The sequence below is a fragment of the Agromyces mangrovi genome (assembly GCF_030296695.1).
Lineage (GTDB): Bacteria > Actinomycetota > Actinomycetes > Actinomycetales > Microbacteriaceae > Agromyces > Agromyces mangrovi.
Genome location: NZ_AP027737.1, coordinates 2,786,954 through 2,808,097, shown reverse-complemented (window position 1 = coordinate 2,808,097; position 21,144 = coordinate 2,786,954). Strand labels below are relative to the sequence as shown.

At 71.3% G+C, this 21,144-nt stretch carries 18 protein-coding genes, 4 pseudogenes and 1 riboswitch; of the genes and pseudogenes, 12 read left to right on the top strand and 10 right to left on the bottom strand.

The genetic code is table 11. The features are described 5' to 3' along the window. Window positions 1-9: 9 nt before the first annotated feature. Together QUE38_RS13360 and QUE38_RS13355 are read left to right on the top strand one after the other, a co-directional pair. A complete protein-coding gene (locus QUE38_RS13360; RefSeq protein WP_286308763.1) occupies window positions 10-783 on the top strand; it encodes a hypothetical protein in 774 nt (257 codons plus the stop codon). Then, window positions 750-1,187 (top strand): hypothetical protein, encoded by a 438-nt coding sequence (locus QUE38_RS13355; protein ID WP_286308762.1) that lies wholly within the window; start codon window positions 750-752, stop codon window positions 1,185-1,187. Before QUE38_RS13360 ends, QUE38_RS13355 begins: the two co-directional genes overlap by 34 nt. Here QUE38_RS13355 and QUE38_RS13350 read toward each other — a convergent pair. The 10 genes and pseudogenes from QUE38_RS13350 to QUE38_RS13305 form a co-directional block, all read right to left on the bottom strand. Further along, the gene (locus QUE38_RS13350) at window positions 1,136-1,420 is read right to left on the bottom strand and encodes a PTS sugar transporter subunit IIB (RefSeq protein ID WP_286308761.1); all 285 of its coding nucleotides are present in this window, start codon (window positions 1,418-1,420) and stop codon (window positions 1,136-1,138) included. The two genes, QUE38_RS13355 and QUE38_RS13350, sit on opposite strands and share 52 nt — an antisense overlap. After that, window positions 1,417-1,890 (bottom strand): PTS sugar transporter subunit IIA, encoded by a 474-nt coding sequence (locus QUE38_RS13345; protein WP_286308760.1) that lies wholly within the window; start codon window positions 1,888-1,890, stop codon window positions 1,417-1,419. Before QUE38_RS13345 ends, QUE38_RS13350 begins: the two co-directional genes overlap by 4 nt. 35 nt (window positions 1,891-1,925) lie before the next feature. After that, a complete protein-coding gene (locus QUE38_RS13340; RefSeq protein WP_286308759.1) occupies window positions 1,926-3,044 on the bottom strand; it encodes an adenosine deaminase in 1,119 nt (372 codons plus the stop codon). Window positions 3,045-3,129: 85 nt separating this feature from the next. After that, window positions 3,130-4,430, bottom strand: a pseudogene (locus QUE38_RS13335) (thymidine phosphorylase). Window positions 4,431-4,492: 62 nt separating this feature from the next. Further along, window positions 4,493-4,920: pseudogene (locus QUE38_RS13330) on the bottom strand (cytidine deaminase). Between the two features lie 4 nt (window positions 4,921-4,924). Further along, entirely contained in the window at window positions 4,925-5,836 is a 912-nt protein-coding gene (locus QUE38_RS13325; RefSeq protein ID WP_433996975.1) for an ABC transporter permease, read from the bottom strand. 414 nt (window positions 5,837-6,250) lie between these two features. Further along, window positions 6,251-7,522, bottom strand: a pseudogene (locus QUE38_RS13320) (ABC transporter permease); the annotation flags it as partial. Beyond that, window positions 7,519-9,031, bottom strand: a pseudogene (locus tag QUE38_RS13315) (ABC transporter ATP-binding protein). The pseudogenes QUE38_RS13320 and QUE38_RS13315, both read right to left, overlap by 4 nt. Before the next feature lie 172 nt (window positions 9,032-9,203). Continuing rightward, window positions 9,204-10,298: a BMP family lipoprotein gene (locus QUE38_RS13310; RefSeq protein ID WP_433996912.1), complete on the bottom strand. Its 1,095-nt coding sequence runs from the start codon at window positions 10,296-10,298 to the stop codon at window positions 9,204-9,206. A gap of 178 nt (window positions 10,299-10,476) precedes the next feature. Further along, window positions 10,477-11,598 carry a mannose-1-phosphate guanylyltransferase gene (locus tag QUE38_RS13305; RefSeq protein ID WP_286308758.1) on the bottom strand — a complete coding sequence of 374 codons (1,122 nt, stop codon included), beginning with the start codon at window positions 11,596-11,598 and terminating at the stop codon, window positions 10,477-10,479. A gap of 81 nt (window positions 11,599-11,679) precedes the next feature. Between QUE38_RS13305 and QUE38_RS13300 the strand changes: the two genes are divergently transcribed. From QUE38_RS13300 to QUE38_RS13255, 10 genes are all read left to right on the top strand, one after another. Further along, the gene (locus QUE38_RS13300; RefSeq protein WP_286308757.1) at window positions 11,680-12,819 is read left to right on the top strand and encodes a glycosyltransferase family 4 protein; all 1,140 of its coding nucleotides are present in this window, start codon (window positions 11,680-11,682) and stop codon (window positions 12,817-12,819) included. Between the two features lie 110 nt (window positions 12,820-12,929). Continuing rightward, window positions 12,930-13,355 carry a succinate dehydrogenase, cytochrome b556 subunit gene (gene sdhC, locus QUE38_RS13295; RefSeq protein WP_286308756.1) on the top strand — a complete coding sequence of 142 codons (426 nt, stop codon included), beginning with the start codon at window positions 12,930-12,932 and terminating at the stop codon, window positions 13,353-13,355. Window positions 13,356-13,448: 93 nt separating this feature from the next. Beyond that, window positions 13,449-13,811, top strand: a complete 363-nt coding sequence (locus QUE38_RS13290; RefSeq protein WP_286308755.1) for a succinate dehydrogenase/fumarate reductase transmembrane subunit — start codon at window positions 13,449-13,451, stop codon at window positions 13,809-13,811. A gap of 7 nt (window positions 13,812-13,818) precedes the next feature. Next, window positions 13,819-15,627 carry a succinate dehydrogenase flavoprotein subunit gene (gene sdhA, locus QUE38_RS13285; protein WP_286308754.1) on the top strand — a complete coding sequence of 603 codons (1,809 nt, stop codon included), beginning with the start codon at window positions 13,819-13,821 and terminating at the stop codon, window positions 15,625-15,627. A gap of 2 nt (window positions 15,628-15,629) precedes the next feature. Next, entirely contained in the window at window positions 15,630-16,391 is a 762-nt protein-coding gene (locus tag QUE38_RS13280; RefSeq protein ID WP_286308753.1) for a succinate dehydrogenase iron-sulfur subunit, read from the top strand. A gap of 30 nt (window positions 16,392-16,421) precedes the next feature. After that, window positions 16,422-17,687, top strand: coding sequence for a YihY/virulence factor BrkB family protein (locus QUE38_RS13275; protein ID WP_286308752.1), 1,266 nt, complete (start codon window positions 16,422-16,424; stop codon window positions 17,685-17,687). Between the two features lie 10 nt (window positions 17,688-17,697). Further along, the gene (locus tag QUE38_RS13270; RefSeq protein ID WP_286308751.1) at window positions 17,698-18,534 is read left to right on the top strand and encodes an exodeoxyribonuclease III; all 837 of its coding nucleotides are present in this window, start codon (window positions 17,698-17,700) and stop codon (window positions 18,532-18,534) included. Window positions 18,535-18,551: 17 nt separating this feature from the next. Further along, window positions 18,552-19,565, top strand: a complete 1,014-nt coding sequence (gene trpS, locus QUE38_RS13265; RefSeq protein ID WP_286308750.1) for a tryptophan--tRNA ligase — start codon at window positions 18,552-18,554, stop codon at window positions 19,563-19,565. Further along, complete coding sequence (locus QUE38_RS13260; RefSeq protein ID WP_286308749.1) at window positions 19,562-20,143, top strand: GNAT family N-acetyltransferase; 582 nt, start codon at window positions 19,562-19,564, stop codon at window positions 20,141-20,143. Before trpS ends, QUE38_RS13260 begins: the two co-directional genes overlap by 4 nt. Next, window positions 20,140-20,880, top strand: coding sequence for an HAD family hydrolase (locus tag QUE38_RS13255; protein ID WP_286308748.1), 741 nt, complete (start codon window positions 20,140-20,142; stop codon window positions 20,878-20,880). Before QUE38_RS13260 ends, QUE38_RS13255 begins: the two co-directional genes overlap by 4 nt. Before the next feature lie 73 nt (window positions 20,881-20,953). After that, a riboswitch (FMN riboswitch) is annotated at window positions 20,954-21,098 on the top strand. Window positions 21,099-21,144 lie beyond the last annotated feature (46 nt).

Sequence of the window (21,144 nt, the reverse complement as noted above, 5' to 3'; positions counted from 1 at the left end):
GGCGAGCGGATGCCGCCGACGAGTCGTCTCCCCGCCGAACTGGCCGCGACCGCGCTGGCGGTGGCGGCGGCCGGCTGGGTCGCCCAGGTGTTCACGCCCGCGCCGCCCGACTCGCTCGCGGTGGCGCTGACCGTGCTCTTCTGGTGGGTCGTGCCGACCCTGACGGTCTGCGCGTTCGTGACGGCACTCGCAGCGGGCGGGCTGCTCGGCGGCCTGCGCGCGATCGCCGTGGCCGTCGTGGGCTCGGTGGGCTACGTGTGCGCGACGCTCGCCGCGATCGGCTTCTCGCAGGGCATCGATGCGGCCGACGCGGGCCTGCCCGATCCGCCGCTCACGCGCATCATCGTGCCGCTCGTGGCCTTCGGCTGGCTCCTCGGCGCGCTCGCGATCGGCATCCTGCTCGACGGGGTGGGTCGCGAGCGGATGCCCCGGACGGGCGTCCGCATCGGCATCTCCGCGTTGGTGGGCATCGTGCTCGCCCCCTCGCGGGACTCGCCGGCGCGAACCCGGCGTTCTCGCTCATCCCGCCGGCCGCCATCCTGCTCGTGGAGACCCTCCGGCACGCCGAGCACCGCAGCCGCCCCGCGCCAGGCCCCGTGCCCGAGCGGGCGTGGCTCCCGGTGGCGCTCCTCTCCTGGACGGGCCTGGTCGGCGGAGCCGCCGGCATCCTCCTCGCCCTCGCGGGCGCCATGGTGCCGGGCGGGCTCGACGGGACGGGCGCGATGGCGGTCGGCCTCGCGGTCGCGGGCATGGCTGCCGTGCCGGTCATCGTCGCGGTGCTGATCGTCGGCGTGCGCCGCTCCGCGACACCCGTGCGAAGCGTGCTGCTGCCGCTCGCCGCGCTCGCGTTCGTGCTGTTGACGCCGGCGCTGCACCTGCTGCTGGAAGGCTCGGTCGCCCGTTCCGGCGCCGCGTCGGACATCCTGCCCGGCATGGTCGCCCTGGGGCTCGCGACCGGATGCCTCGTCTGGACCGTCGTGCCCGTCGCGGGCGCCGCACGCATCACCGTGGCCGGCGTCTCCGGCCTCGCGGTCGCCGCGTTCGGCGCGCTCCTCGCGCCGGCCCTCCCCTTCGCGACGCCGTTCGCGGCGCTCGCAGTGCTGGCCTGGGCGCGCCGCGCACGCCGCAACGGGGGTCAGCCGATGGACGACTCGAGCACCGACGCGATCTCGTCGACGTCGAAGTAGTTCTGCACGACGACGATCTCGGCGTGCAGGCCGGCCGTCGCGGTGCGGACGCGGTCGACGAGTTCCGGCGACGTCAGGACGACCTGCGCGTCCCGCGCGGCCGCGGCGACGCCGTCGACGTCGCTCGCCGTAACGTCGGCCTCGAGCATGAGCCGGTCGAGCGCACGCTCGGCGTTGGTCTTCAGGATGGCCGAGGTCCCGATGCCGACGCCGCAGACCGTGACGATCCTCACGCCGCGCCCCCGCCCGCGTCGTCCGCGGCCGGCGCACCGAGCAGCGCGCGGATCTCGCCCGGATCGGTGGCGCGCGCGATCGACGCGACGACGGCGTCGTCGTTGAACACGTTGGCGAGCTCGGCGACCGATGCGACGTGCCCCTCGGCGGTACGCACCGCGAGGCCCACGACGACCTGCACGGGGTCGTTGTGCGCGTGCCCGAACGCGACCGGGTGCGCGAGGGTCACCACGCTGATGCCCTCGGCGAGCACCTCGGGCCCCGGTCGGGCGTGCGCGAGCGCGAGGCCCGGCGCCACGACGACGTAGGCGCCGTACTCCTCGATGACGTCGACCATGCGGTCGGCGTAGGCGTCGGTCGTCGCGCCGGACGCGGCCAGGGCGGATCCCGCCGCGTGCACCGCGGCGCGCCAGTCGTCGGCGTCGACCGCGATGGCGATCGCGCTGTCGGGCAGTGGCGGAAGTGGCATCCGTGCAGCTCCGGGTCGGTCGTCGGATCGCACGCTCAGGCCGCGAACCCGGCGACGATGCGCTCGGCGAGTGCCTCGCGCTCGTCGACCGGCAGGAACGCGCCCGCTGCGGCGTGCAGCTGGAAGGTCTCGAGGTCGGCGAGGTCGTAGCCGAACGCGTCGGCGAGGATCGCGAGTTCCCGGGTGAGGGTCGTCGCGCTCATGAGGCGGTTGTCGGTGTTCACGGTGACCCGGAACCCGAGCTGGTAGAGGAGGTCGAACGGGTGGTCGACGAGTTCGTCGCCCCACGCGGCGATCGCACCCGTCTGGATGTTCGACGACGGGCTCGTCTCGAGCGGGATCTCGCGGTCGCGCACCCACTGGGCGAGGCGGCCGAGGGTGACGTAGGTGTTCTCGTCGTCCTGGCGCTCGATCGTGACGTCCTCGGCCAGGCGAACGCCGTGCCCGAGGCGCAGGGCGCGGCCGTCGACGAGCGCCCCGCGGATCGACTCGAGTCCGTCGGCCTCGCCCGCGTGCACGGTCACGGGGAAGAACTGCCCGGCCAGGTAGTCGAAGGCCGTGCGGTGGCGCCCGGCGGGGAAGCCCGCCTCCGCACCGGCGATGTCGAAGCCGATGACGCCGCGGTCGCGGTGGCGCACCGCGAGCTCCGCGATCTCGAGCGCCCGGTCGGCGTGCCGCATCGCGGTGACCAGCTGGCCGATGGTGAGGTCGTGGCCGGCGCGCGCCACGGCGTCGACGCCCTCGTCGATGCCCTCCTGCACCGCTTCCACGGCCTGGTCCAGCGTCAGCCCCCGGGCGAGGTGCTGCTCGGGCGCCCAGCGGATCTCGCCGTGCACCACGCCGTCGGCGGCGAGGTCCTCGACGAATTCGCGTGCGACGCGCGTGAGGCCGTCGCGGGTCTGCATGACCGCGGTCGTGACGTCGAACGTCTTCAGGTACTCGACGAGCGAGCCGGAGTTCGCCTGCGCGGCGAACCACTCGCCAAGCGCGGCGGCGTCGGTGGTCGGCAGCTCGAGCTCGATGTCATCGGCCAGTTCGATGATCGTCTGCGGGCGAAGCCCGCCGTCCAGGTGGTCGTGCAGCGAGACCTTCGGCAGCGTGCGGATGTCGACGCCAACGCCCTCGAGGCGGTACTCCGCCGATGTCGTGTTCACGCTCCCAATCTAGCGGCGCGTCCCGCCGGAAGTCTCGGCAATCTCGCAGCGGAGGGGCCCGGCCGGGCGCGTCGCGCGTGGCCGCTCAGGCCGTGATGCGCTCCAGCACGAGCGGGCCGCCGTCGTCGACCGGGTCGCCGGGGTCGCCGATGCGCCAGGCTCCTCGACCGATTCGAGCGCTCGCGCGAACCGCTCGGGCTCGTCGGCCGAGAGGGTGAACAGCGGCTCGCCGGCGCGCACGACGTCGCCCGGCTTGGCGTGCAGCTCGATGCCGGCGGCGTGCTGCACCGGGTCCTCCTTGCGGGCACGTCCCGCGCCGAGTCGCCACGCCGCGACGCCGAACGGCAGCGCCTGCTGCTCGACGAGCACGCCGTCGCGGTCGGCCGTCACGACGTGCTGCTCGCGCGCCTCGGGCAGCGGTGCGTCGGGGTCGCCGCCCTGCGCACGGATGACCCGGCGCCAGGTGTCCATCGCCCGCCCGTCGTCGAGCGCCGCCGCGACATCGACGTCGTCCTTCCCGGCCAGCGCCAGCATCTCCGTCGCGAGCGCGACCGTCAGCTCCCGCACGTCGGCCGGGCCGCCGCCCGCCAGCACGTCGACCGACTCGCGCACCTCGTTCGCGTTGCCGATGGTGCGGCCCAGCGGCACGTGCATGTTCGTCAGCAGCGCGGACGTCGCGACACCCGCATCCGCCCCCAGCTCGACCATGGTCTGCGCGAGCTCGCGGGCGCGCTCGGTCTCGCGCATGAACGCGCCCGAGCCGAACTTCACGTCGAGCACGAGCGCTCCCGTGCCCTCGGCGATCTTCTTCGACATGATCGACGACGCGATGAGCGGGATCGCCTCGACCGTGCCGGTGATGTCGCGCAGCGCGTAGAGCTTGCGGTCGGCGGGGGCGAGCCCGGAGCCCGCCGCGCAGATGACGCCGCCCTCGTCGCGCAGCTGGGCGAACATCTCCTCGTTCGACAGCGTCGCGCGCCAACCCGGGATCGACTCGAGCTTGTCGAGCGTGCCGCCGGTGTGCCCGAGCCCCCGCCCCGACAGCTGCGGCACTGCGACGCCGAAGGTCGCGACGAGCGGCATGAGCGGCAGCGTGATCTTGTCGCCGACGCCGCCGGTGGAGTGCTTGTCGGTCGTCGGCTTGCCGAGGCCGGAGAAGTCCATCCGCTCCCCCGACGCGATCATCGCCATCGTGAGGTCGCGGATCTCCGTGCGGCTCATGCCGTTGAGGAAGATCGCCATGGTCATGGCCGACATCTGCTCGTCGGCGACGTAGCCGCGCGTGTAGGCGTCGACGAGCCACGCGATGGCGTCGCCCGACAGCTCGCCGCCGTCGCGCTTGGTGCGGATGAGATCGACGGCGTCGAACGCCTCGACGGATGCCACGGTGGTGCTCCTTCGTGTGGTGCTGGCGTCACCACGGACGCCGGTGTGTCGTCGGCGGCGGGCTACGCCTCGCCGGCCGACCGGTACTCGTCGAGCTGCCGCGGGCCGAACGCGTCGGGCAGCACCGCGTCGATCGTGCGGATGCCCGAGACGGTGTCCAGCAGCATCCCCTCGGCCGAGTGCTCGTACAGCAGCTGTCGGCACCGACCGCACGGCATGAGCACTGCGCCGTTGCCGTCGACGCACGCGAACGCCGTGAGCCGCCCCCGCCGCTCATGATCAGCTCGGAGACGAGCGAGCACTCGGCGCAGAGGGTGACGCCGTACGAGGCGTTCTCGATGTTGCAGCCGCTCACGATGCGGCCGTCGTCGGCGATGGCCGCCGCACCGACCGGGAACTTCGAGTAGGGCACGTACGCCTTCGACATGGCGGCGGATGCGGCCTGCCGCAGCGCCGTCCAGTCGACGGCCGAGGCATCGGGGAGGGTCATGTCGTCACTGCTTCTCGTACGGTATGCCGGATGCGGCGGGCGGACGCGAGCGGCCGACCAGGCCGGCGACCGCGAAGATCGTCACCAGGTACGGCAGCATCAGCATGAACTGGCTCGGCACCGGCGAACCGATGACGCCGAGGATGCCCTGCAGGTTCGACGCGAAGCCGAACAGCAGCGCGGCGAGCGTCGCCCGGATCGGATCCCACTTGCCGAAGATGACCGCCGCCAGCGCGATGAAGCCGGCACCCGCCGTCATCTCGCGGTTGAACGCGGGCACCGAGACCAGCGTGAAGAAGCTGCCGCCGATGCCGGCGATCGCGCCCGCCAGCAGCATGTTCCAGTACCGGGTCGCGGCGACCTTGATGCCGACCGTGTCGGCGGCCTGCGGGTGCTCGCCGACCGCGCGGAGGCGCAGGCCCCACTTGGTGCGGAACATGCCCCACCAGACGAGGAACACGGCGATGTACATGATGTACACGACGAGGGTCTGCCGGAAGAAGATCGGCCCGATCAGCGGGATGTCGCCGAGGACCGGGATCGGCAGCGTCTGGAACCGCGTGGGCGAATTCAGCAGGGCCGTGTTGGGCGCGAGCACCTGCGAGAACAGGAAGCTCGTGACGCCGATGACCAGCACGTTGAGCACGACGCCGACGATGACCTGGTTCACGTAGTAGGTGATGGCGAAGACGCTCAGCACGAGTGCGACGAGCATGCCCGCGACCATGGCCGCGACCATGCCGGCGAGCGGCACGCCCGTGATCGAGCTGACGACCGCGGCCGAGAACGCGCCGGCGAGCAGCTGGCCCTCGATCGCGATGTTCACCACGCCGACGCGCTCGCCGATCACCCCGCCCAGGGCGCCGAAGATGATCGGCACGGCGAGGCCGAGCGCGCCTCCGAGGAGGCCCACCATGGGCACCGTGCCGCCGGCCGCAGCCCACGCGAGGAAGCCCACGAGCACCGCGATCGTGTAGACGATCACGAGCCACAACGGCGTCTTCCGGCGGATCAGGGTCATGCCGACGCTGACGCCGGTCGCCAGGGCCATCACCACGACCGTCGCCCAGGCGGTGGCCGACGACGGGAGCACGAGGTCGGGCAGCGCGAAGAAGTCCGAGCCGACCGCGAGGCGGAACGTGGTGTCACCCTCGTGCGGCGTGAGCGCGTAGAGGATGGCGAGCAGCACCGTGAAGACGCCGAAGGTGATCGGCACCTTCCAGCTGACCACGGAGACCCGGTGCTGTTCCTGGGCGCCGCGGCGGCGGGTGCGGGTGCGGTGGCGGTCACTGGTCCACCCCTTCGTCGTGGTGCCGGTATCGGCGCCGGCGGCCGCGCGGGCCTTCTTGGCCTTGCGCTCCTTGCGCGTGGGCTGACCGGGCTGGGGCAGGCGGAAGATCGCACGCACCAGCGGGGGTGCGGCGATGAACAGCACGATCAGCGACTGGACGACGAGCACGATCTCGACGGGCACGCCCTCGGACGCCTGCATCGCGAAGCCGCCGGCCTTGAACGCGCCGAAGAGGATGCCCGCGGCGAGGATGCCGAGCGGCGTCGAGCGCCCGAGCAGGGCCACGGTGATGGCGTCGAAGCCGATACCCGCGTCGATGCCGACGCTGAAGCCGCTGGTCGTGGTGCCGAGCACCTGGTCGACGCCCGCGAGGCCCACGAGCGCACCCGCGATGGCCATGACGGTGATGTACACGCCACCGACGTTGATGCCCGCGACACGGGCCGCAGCCGGGTTCTCGCCGACGGCGCGGAACCGGAAGCCCATGCTCGAGCGGTTGAGCAGCCACCAGACGAAGGCGACCGCCGCCAGCGACAGGATGAACCCGAGGTGGAGGTTGAAGCGGGGCCCGAGGATCTCGGGGAAGATCGCCCCCGGGTCCATCGGCGGGGTCTTCGGGTTGCTGGAGCCCGGCGCCTGCAGCAGGCCCGGCGTGGAGAGCATGTACGACAGCAGGTAGAACGCGACGTAGTTGAGCATGATCGTCACGATCACCTCGTGGGCGCCGGTCTTCGCCTTGAGCACGCCGACGATGCCACCCCAGACCGCACCGGCGGCGAGACCCGCGAGCACCGCGATGATCATCTGGATCGGCCACGGCGAGTCGAGGCTGAAGCCCACCCATCCGGCGGCGGCCGCCGCCATGAGCATCTGCCCCTGCCCGCCGATGTTGAACATGCCCGCGCGGAACGCGAGGCCGACGCCGAGGCCGGCCACGATGAGCGGCGTCGCGAAGTTCAGCGACTGCGTGAGCGGGCGGATGGCGGCGGCGAAGCTGTCCGCCTGGAAGTTGTAGACCGCGCCCTGGAAGAGCGCCGTGTACGCGCCCCAGACGGCGTTCCAGATCGCCTCGAAGGTGTCGGAGGGGCGCGAGAAGAAGTACCCGGCCGCCTCCTGCACCTGCTCGTCGGTGAACGCGATCATGATCGATCCGGCGATGATCGCGAGCAGCACCGACAGCACGGAGATGAGCGCGTTGCCGGTGACGACGTTGCGCCAGGCGCTCTGCCAGCGGTCGACGCCGCGCGGGGCGTGCGGGTCGTCTGCCGACGGGGGCGGGAGCTCGGTCTCGGGACTCTTGGCCGTGCTCATGCGGCAGCTCCTTCGGGGTGCTCGCCGGCCATCATGAGGCCGAGCACGTCGCGCGACGTGTCGGACGGCACGATGCCGACGACCTTGCCGCGGTACATCACGAGGATGCGGTCGGCCAGCGCCTCGATCTCGTCGAGCTCGGTGGAGACGACGACCACGGGGACGCCCGCGTCGCGGGTCTCGACGATGCGCTTGTGGATGAACTCGATCGAACCGACGTCGACGCCGCGGGTGGGCTGCGCGGCCACGAACAGCCGGAGGTCGCGGGAGAGCTCGCGGGCGACGACCACCTTCTGCTGGTTGCCGCCGGAGAGGCGGCCGACCGGGGTCTCGATGCCCGGCGCGCGCACGTCGAACTCGGCGAGCTTCTCGCGCGCGAACTCGTCGCGGTGCTTGAGCTGGAGCGTGCCGGCCTTGACGAACGGCTCGCCGAAGCTGCGGTCGAGCATGAGGTTCTCGGCGATCGTGAACTCGCCGACCAGGCCGTCGACCTTGCGGTCCTCGGGCACGAACCCGATGCCGGCGTCGAGCGTGTCGCGTACGGACGCGTCGACCAGCTGCTTGCCGTCGAGCATGATCGACCCGGTCACGTGCTCCTGCAGGCCGAGGAGCGCCTCGGCGAGCTCGGTCTGCCCGTTGCCCTGCACGCCGGCGACCGCGAGGATCTCCCCGCGCGCACCTCGAAGGACACGTCGTCGACGAGCACCAGGCCGGACGGGTCGCTGACGGTGAGGTCCTTCACGACCAGCGCCTCGTCGCCGAGCTTCGGCGCGTCCTTCTGCACCGTGAGCTCGACGGCACGACCGACCATGAGCGACGCGAGCTCGGCGTTGGACGCGGTCGGCTCGGCCTCGCCGACGACCTTGCCGAGGCGGATGACGGTGATGCGGTCGGCGACCTCGCGCACCTCGCGGAGCTTGTGGGTGATGAAGACGATGGAGGCGCCGGTCTCCTTGAGCTGGCGCATGATGCCCATCAGCTCGTCGGTCTCCTGCGGGGTGAGCACCGCGGTCGGCTCGTCGAACACGAGCACGCGCGCGTCGCGGGAGAGCGCCTTGATGATCTCGACCCGCTGCTGGACGCCGACCGGCAGGTCTTCGACGACCGCGTCGGGGTCGACGTGGAAGCCGAACCGCTCCGAGATCTCGCGCACCTTCGCGCGTGCCGCCGGCAGGTCGAGCCGCCCGGCGAAGCCGGTCTCCTCGTGGCCGAGCATGACGTTCTCGGCGACCGTGAAGACCGGGATGAGCATGAAGTGCTGGTGCACCATGCCGATGCCGGCCGTCATCGCGTCGCCGGGCCCTCGAAGTGCTGCAGCCGGTCGTCGAGGAGGATCTCCCCCTCGTCGGCCCGGTACAGGCCGTAGAGCACGTTCATCAGGGTGGACTTGCCCGCGCCGTTCTCGCCGAGGAGGCAGTGGATCTCTCCCGGCTCGACGGTGAGCGAGATGTGATCGTTGGCGACGAGCGAGCCGAAGCGCTTGGTGATGCCTCGGAGTTCGAGCTTCATGTTCCGATCCTATTGACGGTGCCGCCTCGGGCGGCAGGGGGTCGCGGGGATTCGCACGGATGCGCGCAGATGCAGGTCGACGTGCTCGGATGCGCATCGGTGGGGCCGGCGCCGGAGACACGACGGGGAGGCCGGCCGCATGGCCGTCCTCCCCGTCGTGATGCTCCTCGGGTCAGCCCGCGAGGTACGAGGTGACCTCGATCGAGCCGTCGATGATGCCGGCCTTCAGGTCCTCGACCTCCTGCTTGAGCTCATCGGACACGGCGTCCTCGAAGTCGTGGTACGGCGCGATGCCGACACCGTCGTTCTCGAGCGTGCCGATGTAGGTCTCCGGGTCCCACGCGTCCTGGCCCGCGGCGAGCACGGCCTCGTAGGTCGAGACCTTCATGCCCTTGAGGATCGACGTGAGCACGTACGGCTGCGTCGTCGGGTCGCTCTCGTAGAAGTCGGCGTCGACGCCGATCAGGGCGATGTCCTGACCGGAGTCGTCGATCGCGGCGATGGCCGACTGGTAGATCGGGCCGCCGACGGGCAGGAGCACGTCGACACCCTGGTCGATGATGTTCTGCGCGACGTTCTTGGCGTCCTGGTTGGCCTCGAAGCCACCGGTGAAGGAGCCGGTCGAGCCGTCCCAGCCGACGACCTCGACGTCGGCGCCCTTCTCGTCGTTGTAGTAGTCGACGCCCTGCTTGAAGCCGTCCATGAAGATCGTCACGGTCGGGAACTCCATGCCGCCGAAGGTGCCGACCTTGCCGGCCTCCGAGTAGCCCGCGGCCAGGTAGCCCGCGAGGAACGCGGCCTGGGCGGTGTCGTAGAGCAGCGGCTTGACGTTCTCGGCGTCCTTGTTGCCGTCGAAGTCGTTGTCGGCCGCGTCGTCGACCAGCACGAACTCGAGGTCCGGGTTCGCGGTGGCGATGTCGACGGTCGGGGCCGAGAGCGCGAAGCCGACGCTGACGATCGTGTCGCAGCCCTGCGCGACGAGGTTCTCGAGGTTGGGCTCGTAGTCGGTCTCGGCGTTCGACTCGACGTCGATGAAGTCGGCGCCGAGCTCGCCGGCAGCCTCCTCGACGCCCTCGTAGGAGAGCTGGTTGAACGACTTGTCGTCGAAGCCGCCCGAGTCGGAGACGATGCAGGGCAGGTAGTCGACGGTCTCGGCGGCCTCGCCGCCGGTCTCCTCCTCGGGAGCAGAAGCGCAGCCGGCCAGCAGCACGACGGCGCCGAGCGTCGCGAAGCCGCCGAGGGCGGCCTTCCGGATCGAGATGGTCACTGTGTCCTCCAAGTGCGGGGGTACGCCCCGACGCACGCGGGGCTCGTGGCTGTCACGTTACTCAATGTTGCGTTACGGCTCTGTGTCGCGCATGGCCCGCGCGTGAAAGGTTATGAAGCCGCGACATTGTGCTCAGATGAGCACGCGCGCACGACCCGATCAGGCCCCTGATCGGGGGTCAGAGCACGTCGCCCGAGCCGCCCATGCGCAGCGCGTCCACGACCGACTTGACCCGCTGCGCGTGCTCGCTCGTGGTCACCAGCAGTGCATCGGGGGTGTCGACCACCACGATGTCCTGCACGCCGATCAGGCTGATCACGCGGTTCGAGCGGCTCACCACGATGCCGCTCGACGCATCGGCCAGCACGCGGGCGTGCTCGCCGAGGATGGCGAGGTCGCTCGCCCGACCCGCGGTGTTGAGCTTCGCGAGCGAGGCGAAGTCGCCCACGTCGTCCCAGTCGAACGAGCCGGGGATGACCGCCAGCCTCCCGGCATCCGCTGCCGGCTCGGCGACCGAGTAGTCGATCGCGATCTTCGTCAGCGTCGGCCAGATGCGGTCGACGGCAGGCCCGCGGGTGACGGGGTCGTCCCAGGCCGCGGCGAGCTCGACGAGCCCGTCGTGCAGCTCGGGCTGCGACCGGTGCAGCTCCTCCAGCAGCCGGTCGGCCCGCGCGATGAACATGCCCGCGTTCCAGAGGTGCGCCCCGCCCTCGACGTACGCCTTCGCGGTCTCGAGGTCGGGCTTCTCGACGAACTCCGTCACGGCGAGCGCGTGCGGCGCATCGGATACGTCGAGCGCGTCGCCCGCGTGGATGTAGCCGAACCCGACCGCGGGCTCGGTGGGGCGGATGCCGATCGTCGTGATGAATCCCGCGTCGGCGGCGGCGATGGCCTCGCGCACCGCGGCGCGGAATCCCTCGCGCTGGCCGATCACGTGGTCGGCCGCGAACGATCCGATGATCACGCCGGGCTCGCGCCGCTCGAGGATGGCGGCGGCCAGGCCGATCGCCGCCGAGGAGTCGCGCGGCTCGCTCTCGAGCACGATGTTCTCGTCGGTGAGCGCGGGCAGCTGGCCCTCCACCGCGGCACGGTGCGCGCGCCCGGTGACCACCATGATCCGCTGGTCGCCGGCGATGGGTGCGAGCCGGTCCCAGGTGTCGCGGAGGAGCGTCTGGCCCGAGCCCGTCAGGTCGTGCAGGAACTTCGGGGCGTCGGCCCGCGAGAGGGGCCACAGGCGGGAGCCGATGCCGCCGGCGGGGATCACGCTGTAGAAGCGCTCGAGCGCAGTGGTCTCCGTCATGCCGGTCAGGCTACCCCGTCGCCGTTTCGCGTTCATGACGTGTTCGACCGGTCGCCACCGAGGCTCCGTAGCGTCGCGAACGTGAGAGTCGCGGTGGTCAGCGAGAGCTTCCTTCCCACGGTCAACGGCGTGACGACGAGCGTCTGCCGGGTGCTCGAGTCCCTGCGGGACCGCGGCGACGAGGCGGTAGTCATCGCCCCCACCGACGGCGACGGCAGCTACGCCGGCTTCCCGGTAGTGGGAGTGCCCGCGGTCGCGTACCGGAAGTTCCCCGTCGGGCTGCCCGGGCCCAGCGTGCAGCGCACGCTCGAGGCGTTCGGCCCCGACCTCGTGCACGCGGCGTCCCCGTTCCTGCTCGGCGCCGAGGGCATCGCCGCCGCGCGCCGTCTCGGCGTGCCGACGGTCGCGGTCTACCAGACGGATGTCGCGGGCTACGCGCTCCGCCACCGCTGGGGTCGCGGCGCCGCACGTCTCGCACGCGCCTGGGTGCGGCGCATGCACGAGCAGGCCGACCTCACCCTCGCACCGTCGAGCGTCGCGCTCGCCGAGCTGACCGACCTGGGCGTCCCTCGCCTCGCGCGCTGGGGGCGGGGCGTCGACCTCGACGGCTTCCACCCGAACCTCCGCTCGGACGACCGCACGCGCGCGCTGCGCCGGGCACTCGCGCCCGACGGACAGGTGCTGGTGGGCTACGTCGGCCGGCTGGCACCGGAGAAGCGCGTCGAGCGACTGCGAGCGCTCCGCGGCATGCGGGGCATCCGCGTCGTCATCGTCGGCGACGGCCCGGCCGCGGCCGACGTGCGCCGCGCGCTGCACGGCGTGCCCACCACGTTCCTCGGCCAGCTCACGGGCGACGACCTGCGCACCGCCTACGCGGCGCTCGACGTGTTCGTGCACACCGGCACCGAGGAGACCTTCGGGCAGACGATCCAGGAGGCGCAGGCGAGCGGATGCCCCGTGGTCGCGCCGCGCGCCGGCGGCCCGATCGACCTCGTCGAGCACGGCCACACGGGCCTGCTCTATGCGCCCGAGGACGACGACGCGCTCGCCGCGGCGGTCGCGGGCCTCGTCGCCGACCCTGCACGACGTGCACGCATCGGTGAAGCGGGGCGTCGCGCGGTGCGCGAGCGGTCGTGGGAGCAGGTCTGCGCGCAGCTGTTCGCCCACTACGACGCGGTCCTCGCCCGTCGTGCGGCGAGCCTGCCGACTGCACAGGGTTAGGGTCACCTAACCGGCGACCGCCTCAGCGGCGGGACTAGACTCGGCCCTGAACGCCGCGCGCGTTCGACGCCCGTTTCCGGGCATCCACCACAGCCAGGGAGGGTCGTTTCATGTCGGAATCCGCGACAGGAACCCTGACAGCACCCGAGCAGCCGGCGAAGCGTCCCCGGCCCGGCGGAACGCTGTACCGGGGCAACGAGGGAATGTGGTCGTGGGTGCTGCATCGCATCACCGGCGTGGCGATCTTCTTCTTCCTGCTCGTGCACATCCTCGACACCGCCCTCGTGCGCGTGAGCCCCGAGGCCTACAACGTGGTCATCGGCGCGTACCAGACCCCGATCATGGGGCTCGGCGAGGTCGCGCTGGTCGGTGCGATCGTCTTCCACGCGTTCAACGGACTGCGCATCATCCTCGTCGACTTCTGGGCCTGGGCGACCCGCCACCAGCGGCTGCTGTTCTACATCGTCATCGCACTCTGGGTGATCACGATGCTCGGGTTCACCCCGCGGCACCTGATCAACGTCTTCAGCCACTAGGAGGGGCACGACCATGACCACGATCGAAGCCCCCGCTCCCCCAGCCGGCCCGCACGCCGAGGCGTCAACCTCGAGAAGTGGGGCTGGATCTACATGCGCGTCTCGGGGGTCCTCCTCGTCGTGCTGATCTTCGGCCACCTGTTCGTCAACCTGCTGGTCGGCGAGGGCGTCAAGGCCATCGACTTCGGCTTCGTCGCCGGCAAGTGGGCGAGCCCCTTCTGGCAGTGGTACGACTGCCTGCTGCTGTGGCTCGCGCTCATCCACGGCGCAAACGGCATGCGCACGCTCGTCAACGACTACACGAACCCCGGGAAGGTGCAGACGACGCTGAAGGTCGCCCTCGGCGGGGCCGTCGTCGTACTGCTCGTGCTCGGCACGCTCGTGATCTTCACCTTCGACCCGTGCCCGGCCGGTTCGCCCGCCGAGCTGCTCCCCTCGTTCTGCCCCGCGGCCTAGGAGACCTGTGAACCCCGCGAACGCCACCGCCGACTCGACCGTGGTCGACGGCGTCCACTACCACCAGTACGACATCGTGATCGTCGGCGCCGGCGGCGCCGGCATGCGCGCGGCCATCGAGGCCGGGCCGAATGCGAAGACCGCGGTGATCTCGAAGCTGTACCCGACGCGCTCGCACACGGGCGCCGCGCAGGGCGGTATGGCCGCCGCCCTCGCGAACGTCGAGGAGGACAGCTGGGAGTGGCACACCTTCGACACCGTCAAGGGTGGCGACTACCTCGTCGACCAGGACGCGGCGGAGATCCTCGCGAAGGAGGCCATCGACGCGGTCATCGACCTCGAGAACATGGGCCTGCCGTTCAACCGCACGGCCGAGGGCAAGATCGACCAGCGACGATTCGGCGGCCACACCCGCGACCACGGCAAGGCGCCCGTGCGCCGTGCGTGCTACGCGGCCGACCGCACCGGCCACATGATCCTCCAGACGCTGTACCAGAACTGCGTCAAGCACGGCATCGAGTTCTACAACGAGTACTACGCGCTCGACGTCGTCATGACCGAGGTCGACGGCGTGGAGCAGCCCTCGGGCGTCGTCGCCTACGACCTCGCGTCGGGCGAACTGCACGTCTTCCAGGCCAAGGCGATCATCTTCGCCACCGGCGGCTTCGGCAAGATCTACAAGACCACCTCGAACGCGCACACGCTCACCGGCGACGGCGTCGGCATCATCTGGCGGAAGGGCCTGCCGCTGGAGGACATGGAGTTCTTCCAGTTCCACCCGACCGGCCTCGCCGGGCTCGGCATCCTGCTCACGGAGGGCGCCCGCGGCGAGGGCGCGATCCTCCGCAACGCGTCGGGCGAGCGCTTCATGGAGCGCTACGCGCCGACCATCAAGGACCTCGCCCCGCGCGACATCGTCGCCCGCTGCATGGTGCAGGAGGTCGCGGAGGGGCGCGGCGCCGGCCCGCACAAGGACTACGTGCTGCTCGACTGCACGCACCTGGGCGCCGAGGTGCTCGAGACGAAGCTGCCCGACATCACCGAGTTCGCGCGCACCTACCTCGGCGTCGACCCGGTGTACGAGCCCGTGCCGGTCATGCCGACCGCGCACTACGCCATGGGCGGCATCCCCACCAACGTGAGCGCCGAGGTGCTGCGCGACAACGAGACCGTGGTGCCCGGCCTCTACGCCGCCGGCGAGTGCGCGTGCGTCTCGGTGCACGGCTCGAACCGCCTCGGCACCAACTCGCTGCTCGACATCAACGTCTTCGGCAAGCGCGCCGGCCGCAACGCGGTCGAGTACGTCAAGACCGCCGAGTTCGTGCCGCTGCCCGACGACCCCGCGAGCGCCGTTCGCGGCATGCTCGACCAGCTGCGCGCGTCGACCGGCACCGAGCGGATCGCCGCGATCCGCAAGGAACTGCAGGACGAGATGGACCGCTCGGCGCAGGTGTTCCGCACCGACGAGTCGCTCGAGCACGTCACGAACGTGATCGCCGACCTGCGCGAGCGGTACACGAAGATCGCGGTGCACGACAAGGGCACCCGCTTCAACACCGACCTCCTCGAGGCCGTCGAGCTCGGCTTCCTCCTCGACCTCGCCGAGGTCGTCGTCTACTCGGCCCGCAACCGCAAGGAGAGCCGCGGCGGCCACATGCGCGACGACTTCCCCGATCGCGACGACGAGAACTACATGCAGCACACGATGGCGTACCTCACGGGCGACCCGCACTCGTCGAAGGCCGACGACCACATCTCGCTCGACTGGAAACCCGTGACCATCACCCGCTACCAGCCGATGGAGAGGAAGTACTGATCGTGTCGACCGCAACCACGGACGCGCCCGAGGCGACCGAGACCGCCGTTCCGTCCTTCACCGTCACCTTCATCATCCGCCGGTTCGACCCGGACGCCGACACCGAGCCGCGCTGGCAGGACTTCGACGTCGAGATGTACCCGACCGACCGGGTGCTCGACGCGCTGCACAAGATCAAGTGGGAGCAGGACGGCTCGCTCACGTTCCGCCGCTCGTGCGCCCACGGCATCTGCGGGTCCGACGCGATGCGCATCAACGGCCGCAACCGCCTCGCCTGCAAGACGTTGATCAAGGACCTCGACATCTCGAAGCCGATCTACGTCGAGGCGATCAAGGGCCTGCCACTCGAGAAGGATCTCGTGGTCGACATGGAGCCGTTCTTCGCCTCGTTCCGCGAGGTGCAGCCGTTCCTGCAGGCGAGCAGCACGCCCGAGCCCGGCAAGGAGCGCATCCAGGACGTCGTCGCCCGCGAGCGGTTCGACGACACCACGAAGTGCATCCTCTGCGCCGCGTGCACGACCTCGTGCCCGGTGTTCTGGACCGACGGGCAGTACTTCGGCCCGGCCGCGATCGTGAACGCGCACCGCTTCATCTTCGACTCTCGCGACGACGCCGCCCAGGTGCGCCTCGACATCCTCAACGACAAGGAGGGCGTCTGGCGCTGCCGGACGACCTTCAACTGCTCCGACGCCTGCCCGCGCGGCATCGAGGTCACCAAGGCGATCTCCGAGGTCAAGCAGGCGATCATGCGGGGCAAGCCCTAGCCGCCCGGCACGGACGACCGGGGGCCGCAGGTGAGCGAGCGCGCGAACCGCTACGGGCGGAGTGCCGTCGCCTCGCGCGGTTCGGGCGACCCTCGCGAGGAGTTCGAGGAGGGCGTCGGCGAGACCCGCGGCCGCCTCGAGGCGGTCACGGTCGCCCTCCGCGACCGGTTCGAGGAGCCGGTGAGCGCGGTCACCACCCTGACCCGACGCACCATGGAGATCTTCCCGGTGCGGGTCTGGCGCAACTTCCTCTGGCGCAACGGCTTCCTCATGTCGGCCGGCATGAGCTACATGGCCCTGTTCGCGGTGTTCGCCGCCGTGTTCGTCGCGTTCTCGGTCGCGGGGCTCTGGCTGACCTCCAATCCCGAGCTGTTCACCGCGCTCGTCGAGCTCATCAACGCGTACGTGCCGGGACTGATCTCGGCCGACGACGTCACCGGGGTCATCGACGCGGACGAGCTCGCGACCCTCGCTTCCAGCAGCCTCAACCTGTTCACCATCGCGGGTGCGATCGCCCTCGGCGGTCTGCTCTGGACCGCGGTCAGCTGGATCACCTACTCGCGCATCGCCGTGCGGTCGATGTTCGGGCTGTCGCGCGACTCGCGCGCCTACCTGCTGCTGAAGGCCCGCGACTTCGTCATGGCGATCCTCTTCGGCGCGGTGCTCGTGCTCACGGCCGGCCTCAGCGTTGCGACCACCACCGCGTTCGAGTGGGTGCGCGACGTGCTCGGGCTCGAGCTCGCGTCGAGCTGGACCAGCCTGGTCGTGCGACTCGGCGGCGTCGTCGCGATCCTCGTGCTGAACACGGGCGTGCTCGCCACGATGTTCCGCTTCCTCTCCGGTGCGGCGGTGCCGTGGCGTCGGCTCTGGCCGGGGTCGATCCTCGGCGCGATCGCCCTCGGCGTCATCCAGTCGCTCGGTGGAACCGTGCTCGGCGCCGCGACCCGCAACCCGCTGCTGGCGACCTTCACGGTGTTCATCGCGCTGCTGTTGTGGTTCAACCTGACGAGCATCATCACCCTGGTCGCCGCGTCGTGGATCTCGGTCTCCGCGGCCGACCGCAACGAGACCCTGCGGCGTGTCACGCCGGAGCAGCTCGAGCAGGAGCGCCGCGAGCGCGAGCGCAACGCCCGGCTGCTCGCGGCGCGCATCTCGATCCGCGAGGCCGAGCAGGAGGTGCAGGCGGCGAGCTTCTTCCGTCGGCCTCGGGCCCGGCGACGGCTCGCGAAGGCCGAGCTGCGCCTGGAGGACCTGCAGGCCCGCTTCGACGCCGAGGATGTCGCCCGCCTCCCATAGAATTCTCGGCATGCCCACGAAGCCCGTCCGCGTCGCCAGCGTCAACGTCAACGGCATCCGGGCGGCGTTCCGGCGGGGCATGGGCGACTGGCTCGCCGAACGCGACGTCGACATCCTGGCACTCCAGGAGGTGCGCGCCTCGACCGACGACCTCACGGGCCTGCTGGGCGACGAGTGGGACGTGCTGCACGACCCCGCGAGCGCGAAGGGCCGCGCAGGCGTCGCCCTCGCGAGCCGCCGGCCCGCCCGCATCCACCGCGTCGCCCTCGGCCCCGACGAGTTCGACTCGGCCGGGCGCTGGCTCGAGGCGGACTACGACTTCGACGGCTCGTCGATCACGGTCGTCAGCACCTACGTGCACTCGGGCGAGGCCGACACCCCGAAGCAGGTCGAGAAGTACCGGTTCCTCGACGCGATGGAGGAGCGACTCCCCCGGCTCGCGGCGCACACGGAGCACGCGGTCGTGGTCGGCGACCTGAACGTCGGCCACCGCACGCTCGACATCCGCAACTGGAAGGGCAACCGGAAGAAGGCCGGGTTCCTCCCCGACGAGCGCGCCTACTTCGACCGCTTCGTCGGTTCCGAGGAGGACGACGACTACAACGCCGGCGCCGGGCTCGGCTGGGTCGACGTGGGTCGCCGCCACCACGGCGAGGTCGAGGGGCCCTACACCTGGTGGTCGTGGCGCGGCAAGGCATTCGACAACGACTCGGGGTGGCGCATCGACTACCACCTCGCGACCGGCCCGCTCGCGGCATCCGTCGTCGACTACTCGGTGGACCGCGCCGCGGCCTACGACGAGCGATGGTCCGACCACGCTCCCGTCGTCGTCGACTACGCCATCTGACCCGCAAGGACGAAACCATGACCACCGACACCACCCCCGTGCTCTTCTCCGGGATGCAGCCCTCGGGCGACTCGCTGCACCTCGGCAACTACCTCGGCGCCCTCGTCAACTGGGTCGCGCTGCAGGAGCGCTACGACGCCTACTACTGCGTCGTCGACCTGCACGCCATCACCGTGGCGCAGGACCCCGCCGCCCTGCGCGAGAGCGCGCGCCGCACCGCCGCCCAGTACATCGCGTCGGGCATCGACCCCGAGAAGTCGACGCTGTTCGTGCAGTCGCACGTGTCCGCCCACGCCGAGCTCGCCTGGGTGCTGTCGACCATCACGGGCTTCGGCGAGGCGAGCCGCATGACCCAGTTCAAGGACAAGTCCGCGAAGCAGGGCACGGATGCCACGACGGTCGGCCTGTTCACCTACCCGGTGCTCATGGCCGCCGACATCCTGCTCTACGACACGGCACTCGTGCCCGTGGGCGACGACCAGCGGCAGCACCTCGAGCTGACGCGCGACCTCGCCGGCCGGTTCAACAGCCGGTTCGGCGAGACGTTCCGGGTGCCGGAGGCGTACATCCCCGAGGTGACCGCGCGCATCTACGACCTGCAGGACCCGACGTCGAAGATGTCGAAGTCGGCCGCGTCGGATGCGGGCCTCGTGAACCTGCTCGACGACCCCAAGCGCACGGCGAAGAAGATCCGCTCCGCGGTGACCGACACCGAGCGCGAGATCCGCTTCGACCGGGCCGCGAAGCCCGGCATCTCGAACCTGCTCGACATCCATTCGGCCGTGAGCGGGAAGTCGATCGCCGAGCTCGAGGCCGAGTACGCCGGGCGCGGCTACGGCGACCTGAAGGTCGAGCTGGCCGACCTCGTCGTCGCCCGGCTCGAGCCCGTGCGGTCCCGCACGCTCGAGCTCATGGCCGACCCGGCCGAGCTCGACCGGCTGCTCGCCGTCGGCGCGGAGAAGGCCGAGGCCGTGGCACGCGAGACGCTCGACCGCGTGTACGACGCGGTCGGCTTCATCCGCCGCCGATGAGTCCCGCCGGCCCGGTGGTGCTGCGCACCGAACGCCTGGTGCTCGACCAGCCGACCGCGGACGACGTGGACGACATCGCGCGGTACTGCACCGATCCGGTGTTCGAGCACACGGTGACGACGCCGTGGCCGTACGAGCGCCGGCACGCCGTCTCATTCGTCGAGGAGTTCGTGCCGAGCGGCTGGGCCGGTCGCACCGAGCGCACCTGGGCGATCCGCCGGCACGACCGACCCCAGCTGCTGGGGGTCGTGGGGCTGCGCACGGCGCGCACGAGCGTCGGCTACTGGCTCGGGCGCGAGCACCGCGGCGGCGGCATCATGGCCGAGGCGGTGCGCAGCGTGGTCGGCTTCGCGTTCGCCCCCGACGGACTCGATGCCGACCGGGTGTCGTGGGAGGCGGTCGCGGGCAACGTGGCGTCGGCGCGGGTCGCGCGGGCTGCGGGCTTCGCGTTCGACCCTGCCGACCGCAGGCCCGTGCAGCTGCGCGACGGCACGTCGTTCCCCGCGTGGCACGCGGTCGCACGCCGCGGCTCCGAGTCGACTCCGGGCCGCTGGCCGGCCGAGCTGGACGCGCGGTGACGGCCGCGGCACCCGTCGAGGTCGTGCTGTTCGACCTCGACGACACGCTGCTCGACCACCGCGCGGCGGTCGACGCGGGCATCCTCGCGCACGCCCGGTCCCACCCGTACGACCTGCTCGACGACGCCGGCGCGCAGCGCCTGTGGCGCGACCTCGAGGAGGAGCACTACCACCGCTACCTCGCGGGCGAGACGGACTTCGCCGGCCAGCGGCGGGCACGGGCCCGCGCGTTCGCGGCGGCGCACGGGCACGACCTCGACGACGGCGGGGCGGACGACTGGTTCACGGCGTACTTCGCGCGGTACCGCGCCGCGTGGACGTTGCACGAGGACTCGCTTCCGGCGCTCGATGCGCTCGAGGCGCTGGCGCCGGGCATCCGCTTCGGCATCATCACCAACGGCGAGGCCGACTTCCAGGCGACCAAGCTCGCCGCCGTCGGACTCGACGCGCGCATGGAGCACCTCGTCGCGTCGGGCGCCCTCGGCGTCACGAAGCCCGACGGGGCGATCTTCGCCCACGCGTGCGAGCGGTTCGACACGACGCCGGAACGTGCGCTGTACGTCGGCGACCGCCTGCGCACCGACGCGATCGGGGCCGCTCGGGCCGGGCTCGCGGGCGTCTGGCTCGACCGGCTCGGCGTGGAACCGGGCGAAGCGGATGCCGCCGAAGCGGCCGCGCTCGGCGTGCGGCGCATCACCGGGCTGGCCGCCCTGCCCGGCCTCGTCGCGGGTGCCTGAGCCGCGCGGTGCGCCGGGGCCCGGCCCGGGAATAGCACGCGTGCGCGTGCGTTGATCTACACTCGAAGCAAGAAAACGTGCTCCGGGGTCGGTGAAAGTCCGAGCCGGCGGTGACAGTCCGCGAACCGAGCACTCGATCTCCACTGGATCGGGTGCGAGGCCGAACCGGTGGAATTCCGGTACCGACGGTGAAAGTCCGGATGGGAGGCAGCACGTGCCGCAGGCGTCCGCGCCGGCGGCCTGATCGGCGTTGCCGAGCCCCGG

What these genes read in the sequence shown, in the direction of transcription:
- QUE38_RS13360 (WP_286308763.1), top strand. Translation starts at nt 10, where the DNA reads ATGCCGCCGACGAGTCGTCTCCCCGCCGAACTGGCCGCGACCGCGCTG.
- QUE38_RS13355 (WP_286308762.1), top strand. Translation starts at nt 750, where the DNA reads ATGGCTGCCGTGCCGGTCATCGTCGCGGTGCTGATCGTCGGCGTGCGC.
- QUE38_RS13345 (WP_286308760.1), bottom strand. Translation starts at nt 1,890, where the DNA reads ATGCCACTTCCGCCACTGCCCGACAGCGCGATCGCCATCGCGGTCGAC.
- QUE38_RS13325 (WP_433996975.1), bottom strand. Translation starts at nt 5,836, where the DNA reads ATGGTGGGCCTCCTCGGAGGCGCGCTCGGCCTCGCCGTGCCGATCATC.
- QUE38_RS13305 (WP_286308758.1), bottom strand. Translation starts at nt 11,598, where the DNA reads ATGACGGAGACCACTGCGCTCGAGCGCTTCTACAGCGTGATCCCCGCC.
- sdhC (WP_286308756.1), top strand. Translation starts at nt 12,930, where the DNA reads ATGTCGGAATCCGCGACAGGAACCCTGACAGCACCCGAGCAGCCGGCG.
- QUE38_RS13290 (WP_286308755.1), top strand. Translation starts at nt 13,449, where the DNA reads ATGCGCGTCTCGGGGGTCCTCCTCGTCGTGCTGATCTTCGGCCACCTG.
- QUE38_RS13270 (WP_286308751.1), top strand. Translation starts at nt 17,698, where the DNA reads ATGCCCACGAAGCCCGTCCGCGTCGCCAGCGTCAACGTCAACGGCATC.
- trpS (WP_286308750.1), top strand. Translation starts at nt 18,552, where the DNA reads ATGACCACCGACACCACCCCCGTGCTCTTCTCCGGGATGCAGCCCTCG.
- QUE38_RS13260 (WP_286308749.1), top strand. Translation starts at nt 19,562, where the DNA reads ATGAGTCCCGCCGGCCCGGTGGTGCTGCGCACCGAACGCCTGGTGCTC.